This is a genomic window from Pseudoflavonifractor phocaeensis (genome assembly GCF_021531815.1).
Taxonomy (GTDB): domain Bacteria; phylum Bacillota; class Clostridia; order Oscillospirales; family Oscillospiraceae; genus Lawsonibacter; species Lawsonibacter phocaeensis_A.
In genome coordinates, this window is the sequence record NZ_JADYUM010000032.1 from 1 (window position 1) to 10,313 (window position 10,313).

Annotated in this window: 10 protein-coding genes; 6 read left to right on the forward strand and 4 right to left on the reverse strand. The window is 59.0% G+C overall.

Annotated features, from left to right (window positions below):
• The first annotated feature begins 167 nt into the window (after window positions 1–167).
• Complete coding sequence (gene srtB, locus I6E42_RS12410; RefSeq protein ID WP_235372327.1) at window positions 168–1,220, forward strand: class B sortase; 1,053 nt, start codon at window positions 168–170, stop codon at window positions 1,218–1,220.
• 183 nt (window positions 1,221–1,403) lie between these two features.
• The gene (locus tag I6E42_RS12415) at window positions 1,404–2,807 is read left to right on the forward strand and encodes an MATE family efflux transporter (protein ID WP_235372328.1); all 1,404 of its coding nucleotides are present in this window, start codon (window positions 1,404–1,406) and stop codon (window positions 2,805–2,807) included.
• Window positions 2,808–2,888: 81 nt separating this feature from the next.
• Here I6E42_RS12415 and I6E42_RS12420 read toward each other — a convergent pair whose 3' ends face one another.
• From I6E42_RS12420 to bioB, 4 genes are all read right to left on the reverse strand, one after another.
• Entirely contained in the window at window positions 2,889–4,613 is a 1,725-nt protein-coding gene (locus tag I6E42_RS12420; RefSeq protein ID WP_235372329.1) for a PepSY domain-containing protein, read from the reverse strand.
• A complete protein-coding gene (locus I6E42_RS12425; RefSeq protein ID WP_235372330.1) occupies window positions 4,610–5,191 on the reverse strand; it encodes an RNA polymerase sigma factor in 582 nt (193 codons plus the stop codon). The genes I6E42_RS12420 and I6E42_RS12425 overlap by 4 nt, the downstream gene beginning before the upstream one ends.
• A 196-nt stretch (window positions 5,192–5,387) precedes the next feature.
• Entirely contained in the window at window positions 5,388–5,942 is a 555-nt protein-coding gene (locus I6E42_RS12430) for a biotin transporter BioY (protein ID WP_235372331.1), read from the reverse strand.
• The gene (gene bioB / locus I6E42_RS12435) at window positions 5,920–6,915 is read right to left on the reverse strand and encodes a biotin synthase BioB (RefSeq protein WP_235372332.1); all 996 of its coding nucleotides are present in this window, start codon (window positions 6,913–6,915) and stop codon (window positions 5,920–5,922) included. Before bioB ends, I6E42_RS12430 begins: the two co-directional genes overlap by 23 nt.
• Window positions 6,916–7,132: 217 nt before the next feature.
• Between bioB and I6E42_RS12440 the strand changes: the two genes are divergently transcribed.
• The 4 genes from I6E42_RS12440 to serC all read left to right on the forward strand — a co-directional run bounded on the left by I6E42_RS12440 (window position 7,133) and on the right by serC (window position 10,245).
• Window positions 7,133–8,302: an S-layer homology domain-containing protein gene (locus I6E42_RS12440; protein WP_235372333.1), complete on the forward strand. Its 1,170-nt coding sequence runs from the start codon at window positions 7,133–7,135 to the stop codon at window positions 8,300–8,302.
• A gap of 143 nt (window positions 8,303–8,445) precedes the next feature.
• The gene (locus I6E42_RS12445) at window positions 8,446–8,694 is read left to right on the forward strand and encodes a YaaL family protein (RefSeq protein ID WP_235372336.1); all 249 of its coding nucleotides are present in this window, start codon (window positions 8,446–8,448) and stop codon (window positions 8,692–8,694) included.
• Entirely contained in the window at window positions 8,691–8,957 is a 267-nt protein-coding gene (locus I6E42_RS12450; RefSeq protein WP_235372334.1) for a pro-sigmaK processing inhibitor BofA family protein, read from the forward strand. Before I6E42_RS12445 ends, I6E42_RS12450 begins: the two co-directional genes overlap by 4 nt.
• A gap of 199 nt (window positions 8,958–9,156) precedes the next feature.
• Window positions 9,157–10,245, forward strand: a complete 1,089-nt coding sequence (serC, locus tag I6E42_RS12455; protein WP_235372335.1) for a 3-phosphoserine/phosphohydroxythreonine transaminase — start codon at window positions 9,157–9,159, stop codon at window positions 10,243–10,245.
• The last annotated feature ends 68 nt before the right edge of the window (window positions 10,246–10,313 follow it).

Here is a 10,313-nt window from a genome sequence, read left to right on the forward strand (position 1 = left end):
TTGAACAAAGCCAATTGGCCTTGAAAGACTTGGCTTTCAAGGCTTGCGGCTTTGTTCAGTACGCATTATAATAATGTCTGCCGTAATACCAAACGCGGCCCATTCCCCCAGTGAAAGCCCCCATTGCCATAAACCGCTTCCATTTTCCCAACGAAATGAGGTGCCCCATGAATCGTAAGCTGCGCACCGCCCTTATCGCAGTCCTCGCCCTCGCCTTTTTGGGCAGTTCCGCCATGCTGCTCTACAAAGCACTGCAATACAAGGAAGGAGATCAGGACTACGCTCAGGCGGAAGAACTGGCGGGGCTCCCAGATCTGACCGAACTGCCCGGCCTCTCCTTGCCCGAACCGTCTGGAAGCACCACCGCCTCCTCCGCCTCCTCCGCCACCTCCGCTTCCTCCGAACCGGACGAGGCTGCCCCCGTATATGTGGACCCCTATGCCGACGCCCTGCGCAATATGGATTTTTCCGCCTTGCGGGAGGTCAACTCTGACGTATTGGGCTGGATCCTGGTCCCCAACACCAGGCTGTCCTATCCCCTGGTCCAGGGCAGCGACAACAGCTATTACCTGAACCACACTTGGCGGAAAAGCCGAAATTCCGTTGGGGCCATCTTTTTGGAATGCCAGAACAGCCGGGACCTTAGTGATTTCAACACCATCATATACGGCCACCGGATGAACAACCGGTCCATGTTCGGCACCCTTCACTCCTATCAGGACCAGAGTTACTGGGCCAAGCACCCCTACCTCTATATCACCGATGACAACGGCAGCCACAAGTACGAGATCTTTGCCGCCTATGAAGTCAGCGTGGACGGAGACACCTACCGTCTCTCCTTCTCCAGCGACCAGAGCAAACAGGCCTTCCTCGATTTCTGTCTGACGCAGTCAGTCATTGATACCGGCGTGGTGCCCACCGTTTATGACCGGATCGTCACGCTCTCCACCTGCACCGGAAACGGCCACGACACCCGCTGGGTGGTCCAAGGCGTTTTAAAAGGGGAGGCCCCAAGCGACAGCACCGCTTCTCAGTCCCCCACCTCCGCACCGGAAGGGGAGCCAGCCGACCCCGCCGTCCCCCAGGAACAGGAGCCGGAGGCGTCTGACAGCTCCCAGGCCCTTGAAGCTCAGCCTGACGCTTCCGGGGCGTCCGTGGAAGAACCCCGCGTTTCCCAGGACATCCCCCGGGAACCGGAAAACGCCTCCGGCCAACGGTAAGGTTCTGTTTATTTGGAACCAAAACGCGGCGGACGCCTGGGCGTCCGCCGCGTTTTTACCTTCTCTTGTCTTTTTTCCCAATTGTTGCTATAATTTTCTCGTTTCCCCGGCGTGCGGCTTTTCAGGTATCCCGTCCGCGGCCACTGGTTTTCATAAATCTTCTGACGGAGGCACAAACGGCCCATGGAACATTCTCACCTGAAACAAATTCATACCGGAAAACAGCATGATGTCGACATGACCCACGGCAACGTGGTCCGGCATCTGATCAATTTCTCCTTTCCACTGCTGATAGGGAATATTTTTCAGCAGCTGTACAACACCGTGGACACCTGGGTAGTGGGCAATTACGTCAGCAACGAGGCCTTCTCCGCCGTGGGCACTGTGGGCCCCATCATCAATATGCTGATTGGCTTCTTCATGGGCCTATCCAGCGGCGCGGGCGTGGTCATCTCCCAATACTACGGCGCCAAGCAGCGGGACAAGGTCCGGGAGACGGTACACACCTCCATTGTGATGACCCTGCTTCTGGGCGTCCTGCTCACCTTTTTCGGTATCCTCATCATCCCCTCCATGCTCCGGCTGATGAAGACGCCTGACGTGGTCTATCCAGAGGCCCACACCTATTTGACCATCTATTTCGGAGGTATGCTGGGGCTGGTGCTGTACAACATGGGTTCCGGTATTCTGCGGGCCGTGGGGGACTCCAGGCGGCCTTTTTACTTCCTGGTGCTCTGCGCGGTACTGAACATCGTGCTGGACCTGACCTTTGTTATTGTACTGAATCTGGGGGTGGCTGGGGTGGCCTACGCCACCGTTTTCTCCCAGGGCATCTCGGCTCTGCTGGTCCTGATCACCATGATCCGAAGCGATGGCTGGGTCCAGCTGCGGCTGGAGGAGCTTCGGATCAACATCCCTATTCTGAAAAAGATCGTGGGCGTGGGCATCCCGGCGGCCCTCCAGCTGGCAGTTACCTCCTTCTCCAACGTCTTTGTTCAGTCCTATATCAATTTCTTCGGTCCTGACTGCATGTCCGGTTGGACGGCCTATGCCAAGATCGACCAGCTGATGGTCCTGCCCATGCAGTCTCTGTCTCTGGCCGCCACCACCTTTGTGGGTCAGAATCTGGGCACCGGACAGGTGGAGCGCGCCAAAAAAGGTACCCGGACCGCCTGCGCGCTGTCCATGGCGCTGACCACAGCCCTGATGCTTCTGGTGCTGCCCACCGCTCCCCATCTGGTGGAGTTTTTTAACGCCAAACCCGCTGTTATTGAGTTCGGCACCCTGTTTCTCCGCTGTCTCTCCCCCTTCTATCTCCTGTGCTGCATCAACCAGGTATACTCCGCCGCCCTGCGGGGGGCCGGGAACAGCCGGGTACCCATGGTGCTGATGCTGTTCTCCTTTGTACTGTTCCGCCAGTGCTATCTGTTTGTTATGGCCAACTTTATCTCCAACACCATTCTGCCCATCGCCATGGGCTATCCTGCCGGATGGCTGGTCTGCAGCGTGCTGACGCTGGTCTACTACCATTTTGCGGACCTGTCCCACAATCGGCTGGTGGACGATCCCCTTCCCTCCGCCCACTGAGTTTTCCTTGATAAAACCGGTCCCCGGTCCATCAGGACCGGGGACCGGTTTTTACACGTTATTCTCATAAACGCAAGCTCTTTAATCATCCTTGTCACTCGCATGGACCAGCACGGCTCCTGTGGTTCCATCGATCTTATACTGATACTCCACATTTCCGGCTTTAAATTCCACCTCATACACCGGACGGCCATCTTCGTCCTCCAAATCGGTCTTCCAATGGGAGGTCTTAGATTCCATCACCCCTGCATGGTTCAACGCGGCAGCCTTGGCGTCGTTCTCTGAAAGGCTGGCACTGACTTTGCCCTGCTTCTCTGGCTTGGAGGCATCTGAAGCCCCGGTGACAGAGCCGTGCGTCTCACTTTCGTAGTCCAACACCGCGCCGTCATACAGGCCGATCTCGTATTTGTATTGGATACCGTTTCCCTCAAACTCCACCTCGTAGCACTCCGGATGGCCATCCTCGTATTCCACCCAGGCATTGCAGTATTTTACCGCGCTCTCCGTAAGTCCGGCGTGGGCCAAAGCGGCTGCCCTGGCCTCCTCCGGGGAGATATATTCCGCTGTGATGATCGCCGTGGGTCCATCGGCGCCGCCAATGACACCCTTCCCGTCCGCTTCCTTGTCCCAATCCAATACCGCACCGGTATAGCCGTCGATCTCATAGTTGTACTCATAGCCGCCGGCGTAGAACTCCACCTCATAGCGCAGCCCGCCATTCTTTTGCTCCCACTTTACAAACAGAGCGGCGGTGTCGCTCTCGGACAGTCCCGCGTGGGCCAAGGCGATCTCCTTTGCCCGGCTTTCTCCGATCTCCACCTGGGACGAGGCGGAAGCGCCGTTCAGAATGTCCTTCTGTCCGCTGAGTACCTCCCCGGTAAAGGCGTCCACCATATACTCGAACTTACCCAAGGTGGGGTGGCGCAGTTCCACCTCGTAATGGGGGCGCGCCTCATCCAGCTCCGGGTCCACCGCAGCGGTGACGGAATCCACAGACAGGACGCCCGCGTATTCCTCCGCCGCCGCCTGGGCCGCGGCCTTGCCGACGGGGATCCGCTTCTCCCCTGTCTCCAGCAGGTCCTTCAGCTCCTCCACCGACAAAGCGGAGATCTCCTCAAAGGCGTTGGTGCTGTCCGTGGCGATCGTCCCGTTCATCTCCATAACCTGGCGGACCAAATAGGCCTTCCCGGTGGAGATATTGTTCTCCCTGGCCTGCTCCGCCAGGGCCGCGTCCTGTGTCACAGTCTGACTGAGGACGGCGGCGTTGGCCGACTGATCCTGGAGGACGGCATCCACCGCCGCCGTCAACTCCTGCTGGAGCTTGGCGGCCCGTTCCTGGTCCTTGTCCTCCACAGAGATGAGAATGGCGGAGGAGATGCTGTCCAGATAACCGCAGCGCACCAGGGAGCCTACGATGGCGTTCACCGCCACGTCCAGCTTGGTGCCTTTCAGGTCGGCTCCGCCGTTCATGTCGGCCAGGACCTCCTTGGCCTCCTCATTCAGGCCCGTACAGGAGAGGACTTTTTCCTTTTTATTGACTTTCAATTCGATACTGGGGTTTACGTCCAGGGACACTACGGAGGCTACAGCGTAGGCCTGCTGATAGGCCACGCCGCTCCCTCCTCCTACCAATAATACCGCCAGACAGGCGGCAGCCAGCCAGCGCATGGCCGGAGTTTTGCTCTGTTTCATGGGGATCACATTTCCTTTCCGCGTCTCACAGCGGGAGAGGACCCCCTCCAGATCATTGGGGGCCGTATGAGACAGGGCCCGCTCCAGGCGGCGCTCCAGTTCCCGATCCGTCATAGGGTGTCATCTCCTTCCAGTTGGACTCTCAGTTTTTTCAGCGCTCTGTGATACTTGGACAGGACAGTGGCCAACGGCAGCTCCAACAGGGCTGCGATCTCCCGGTGCTTCAAACCTGAGACGGCGTGGAGCAGCACCACCTGCCGCTCCTGGCCGTCCAGCTTTCCCAGGGCGGTCTGCAGGACCTGCCTGTCCTCCGGGGACAGGCTGGCGTCGCCGGCGGGAATGGCGTCCCACTCCTCGTCATTCAGTTCCACCTGCCGGGTCTGTTGGCGCAGTTTCATCCGTGCCAGATTCTTCGTCACGGTGAGCAGCCACCCCATGGGGGAGCCCTGGGGACGGTACTGGGGCGCACTTTCCCAGACCCGGACAAAGGTGTCCTGGGTCACATCCTGGGCGTCCTGAGCGTTTTTCAGGTAGGACAAGGCCAGACCGTACACCGCTGTCCGGGTGCGGTGGTACAGCCGGGCCAGGGCCTCACGGTCACCGGCCGCCACTCCGGACAGCAGCTCCTCCAGCTCCCGTTTCTCCTCCGCGCCCCCATGTTCCGTTGTCTGGATTCCGAAAAGAATCAGCATGGGCTATTTCTCCTGTCATCTGAGTAATGCGCCGGACACGTCTTTTATTGCACCGGAAAGAAATTTTTTTATGATACGTTCTCTGATCCCCGCAAAATAAGTCATGGTGTACATCTCATTATAGGGAGTTTTGAATCAAAAAACAAGGACCGCTCCTCCAGAAGCGGTCCTTGCCATCGTAAAGGTTCTAAAATGGTCACTGGGCGGGGTGCAGGCCGGCCTGCTCCAGGCGGGAGCGGATCATGGGGCCGGCCACCATGGAAATGACGATCTTCGCCAGATCACCGGGGATGAAGGGGAAGACGCACAGGCTGAGGGCCGCGCCCACGGCATAGCCGGCCTGGACACAGAACCAGGCGGTGCCGAAGGCATAGCACACGGCAGTACCCACCACCATGGCCACAAACTGGATGCCGCGGTTCCGGCACTTGTCAATGACGATACCGGCGATGATGGCCATGGGGATAAAGCCGATGATGTAGCCGCCGGTGGGGCCGAACAGCTTGCCCATGCCGCCGCTGTAGCCGGAGAATACGGGCATTCCCACCATACCGATGAGCATATAGACCAGATAGCTGAGGGTGCCCCGCTTCCAGCCCAGAATGTACAGGGCCAGGTAAATGACCAGGTTGGTGAAGGAGATGGGCACCGGGCCGATGGGGATGGACATGGGACCCAGGACACACATGACCGCCGCCATGACGGCGGTCATGGCCAGGGGATATACTTTACTTTTCGCTTTCGTTTCCATAACATTCTTCTTCTCTTTCCTGTTCCAGGCGGTAACCCAGGCGTGCCGCCATGGCGATGTCTCCAGCCACGCTGGTGCCGGTGGTGGTGAGCATGTCCCCGGTGATGGCCGCGTTGGCGCCGGAGCGGAACAGGGCCTCGCCGCCGTCCTCAAACCGGCCCCGGCCCGCCGCCATCCGGATCCAGGCGGTGGGGTTGATGTACCGGAAGATGGCCACCGACCGGAGCACATCCTCCCTGGAGATGGGCTCCATGTGCTCCAGAGGGGTGCCGGGGATGGGGCTGAGCAGGTTCAGGGGGATGGAGTCCACCTCCAGCTCCGCCAGACTCAGGGCCATGTCGATCTGGTCCTCCCAGGTCTCCCCCATACCCAGGATGCCGCCGGAACAGACCTGGAGTCCTGCCTCCTTGGCCCGGAGGATATTGTCCACCTTGTCCTGATAGGTGTGGGTAGTACAGATGAACGGGAAGTACCGCCGGGAAGTCTCCAGGTTGGCGTGGAACCGTTCCACCCCCGCCTCCTTCATAGCTTTCATCTCCTCCAAAGTCTGGAGGCCGTGGGAGGCGCACAGGGCCAGTCCCGTTTCCGCCCTCAGACGGCGGTAGGCGGCCAGCCCCTGCTCCAGTTCCTGTCCGTACAGCCCCCGGCCCGCCGTCACGATGGAGTAGCGGTGGATGCCAGCGGCTTCGTTCCGCTTGCCCTCAGCCACGATCTCCTCCAGCGGCAGGAAGGGGTACTCCTCCACATTGGTGTGGTTGTGGCAGGACTGGGCGCAGAACTTGCAGTTCTCTCCGCAGCGGCCGCTGCGTCCGTTGATGATGGTGCACAGGTCAAATTTATCGCCGCACAGGGCGGCCCGGATCTGATCCGCCCCCTGGCATAATTCCTCCAGGCCGGCCGATACCAGGACGGACAGGTCATCCCCCCGACCCAAGCGGCGGCCTGCAATGATCTCTTGTGCCAAACGTTTCATGGCTCCACCTCGTGTTGTAAACTTTATTTCCTCAGCAGTATACATTTTCCTTTTCCTCTTGTCAACCCCATTTTTCTAACGGTTTACATTTGTTCTTTCTCTCCTGTTTCCCAGTTTTGGAACGATCCGCAGCCTTTATAGCCCCGCCCTTGCCAAATTCGCTTTTTTTGGTTATAATATATAAATCGTATTTTTCTTTTCCCGAAAGGAGCTTTCTATGAACACACCGAAACGTTGGCTGTGTCTGGTCCTGTCTCTGGTCCTGACCGTCTCCCTGATCCTGCCGGCCGGAGCTGTGGACCCTCAGTCCACCTCCTTCGCCTCCTTCCTGATCAACGCGGAGTCCACCGACACTCCTACCTTAGATCTCCATGTGGCCCTGTACCGCAGGAGCAGCGCCGGTACCTTCTCTGTGGACGATTCCGTCCGCTACCGCTGCAGCATCAACCGGACCGCCGGCAAGACTGCCTTCTATATTCAGCCCCAGGCCGACCGGGTCTGGGTAGAGGTGGATTACCTCACCGATCTGAATTATGACGGGATCTACGAAATGCTGGACGGTGAGGATCTGCCCGTCCACGACATTATGAACACCAGCGGTCAGCTGGTGTCCCGGAACAGCGTGACTGATCCCTGGACCAACTCCTCCTATGCTCTGGCCAAAGGGCAGACCTATATTCTGTCCGCTGAGACGCTGAGAGCCCGAGGACAGCAGGCGCTCCGGGCCCGCTGTACTGCCGGAAACGCCCAAGCCATCCCCGTCTTCACCGATTCCTCCGCCAGCGAACGGACCCTCCTTTATCTGGTCACCCTCCACTACCTCTCTGCTGTGGACCAGGAGGAGTACACACTGAGCTACTATTTGCGCCTCTTTGACTCGGTCATCATCCCCTCCGACGTACCCGCAAACGCCTGGTATTACGAAACCGTGGAGTATGTCCTCCAGCAGGGCCTGTTCTCCGGCACCGGCGCCGACTCCTTCTCCCCCACCACCGCTGCCAGCCGGGCCATGGTGTGGACCGTTCTGGCCAAGGTGAGGGGAAAACAGCTGTCCGCTGGGAATCCCTGGTATGTCTCCGCCCAGCGCTGGGCGGTGGAAAACCGCATCTCCGACGGCTTCGGTCCCAACGAGCCTATCACCCGGGAACAACTGGTCCAGATGCTCTACCGGCTGGCCAGTCTGGAGGAAACGCCCTCTGACGCCGTTCTCTCCGCCTATCCCGACAGCGGCAGTATCTCCTCCTGGGCACGGACCGCCATGGCCTGGGCCGTGGAAAACGGCATCATCTCCGGACAGGGTAACGGCAACCTGGCCCCGGGCGGACTGGCCACCCGGGCTGAGATGGCCGCCATGCTGCGGCAGTATATCCAAAAGGCCGGGCAATAACCAAAGCTCCACTTTCAATACACGGACCGCCTTCTCCAAAGGCGGTCCTTTTTCATGCCGCCTGCGGCTCTTTTCGGTTAGCCTCTGGAATATTTGTCCAAACTATCCATAGAATGGGACCGGAGTTATATGATTTGAAAGGAGTGATCCCTGTGGCCCGGACGTCTCATCCCCCCCTCTTTCGCCACCGTCCCTCCCCCCGTGACACGGAGCGGAGGGAACTGATGGCCTCTCTGGCCAGCACCCGGACCCTCATCAATCAGGCCTATGGCAGCTTCAACAATGTCAGTGACAGCGACCTGATCGAATCCTATGTGTTTGAGATCAACGCCCTCCAGGCCCGGTATAATTATCTGCTGCGCCGGGTCAAAGAGTTGGAGGCCGCCCCATGAGCGCCCTCCCCGATTACACAGCCTGGGGATTGGCGGTTCTGATGCTCTGCACCGTCCTGCTGCTTTTCCGGCGCCCCTTGGCCCAGTTGATCCGCTTGCTTCTGCGCTCCTCGGTGGGGCTGGCGGCGCTGGCCCTCTTCTCCCAGATCGGACATCTGACCGGCGTCACCTTGGGCGTCAATTGGGTCAACGCCCTGGTTCTGGGCCTGCTGGGCGTCCCGGGGTTCGGGTTGCTGCTCTTGCTCCAGTGGATGCTGCGGTGAGAGCCGCCGGATGCGGTCAGTCCGGCCAAATGATTGCATTTTTCCGCTGGGACCCGCCTGAAACAGCAAAAAAATTCACTTTTATGCCCGCAGTTTTCTACTTTTGCCATTGACACCCAGTTTTCCCTTTACTATAATAAAAAAATGCCCCGTTCCATCCGGAGCGGGGCGATTCTTATTTTGAAAGGGGTTCTCCCAAATGAACGACCAGCGTGTTTACAACTTCTCCGCCGGCCCGTCCATGCTCCCTCTGTCCGCACTGGAGCGCGCCGGGTCTGAGATCACCAACTACCGTGGTTCCGGTATGTCAGTGATGGAGATGAGTCACCGGTCAAAGGTTTTCATTCAGATTTTTGAGGAGACCCAGGAAAAGCTGCGCCGGATCATGAACATCCCGGAAGGCTATAAGATCCTGTTTCTCCAGACTGGCGCCTCCGGCCAGTTCTCCATGATCCCCCTGAACCTGATCGGTCAGACCGGCAAAGCTGACTACGCCGTCACCGGAAACTTCTCCAACCTGGCCTATAAGGAGGCCAAGAAGTACGGCCAGATCAACCTGGCCGCCTCCTCTGAGGACCGGGACCACAGCTACATCCCCGGTCAGGACCAGCTGAAGCTGGCCCCGGACGCCAGTTACTTCTACTATTGTGCCAACAACACCATCTACGGCACTGAGTGGAACTATGTCCCCGATACCGGCAGCGTTCCCCTGGTCTGCGATATGTCCTCCGATATTCTGTCCATGCCCGTGGATGTGTCCAAGTACGGCATCATCTACGCCGGCGCCCAGAAAAACATGGCTCCCGCCGGCCTGACCGTGGTCATCATCCGTGAGGACCTGGCCGGCCACGAGCTGCCCTACACCCCCCTGATGATGAACTACAAGACCATGATCGATAAGGACTCCATGTACAACACCCCTCCCTGCTGGTGCATCTACATGCTGGGCCTGACCCTGGACTGGGTCATGGAGCAGGGCGGCGTGGAAGGCATGGAAAAGCTGAAAAAGCTGCGCTCCGGCATGCTGTACGACACTCTGGACGCCTCCCGCCTGTTCCACTGCCACGCGGAGAAGGCCGCCCGTTCCGGCATGAACGTCACCTTCCGCACCGGCAGCGACGAGATGGACGCCAAGTTCGTCCAGGAGGCTGCGGCAGCCGGCTTCGTCAATCTGAAGGGCCACCGCAAGGTGGGCGGCATGCGCGCCTCCATCTACAACGCCATGCCCGTGGAAGGCGTGGAAAAGCTGTGCGACTTCATCCGGGAATTTGAGAAAAAGAACGGGTAAATTTTAGTTTGTATTAAGTTATCGCCTGCGGGCGGGACGGGGGATGGAGATATTTCGCCCCCGGGCGA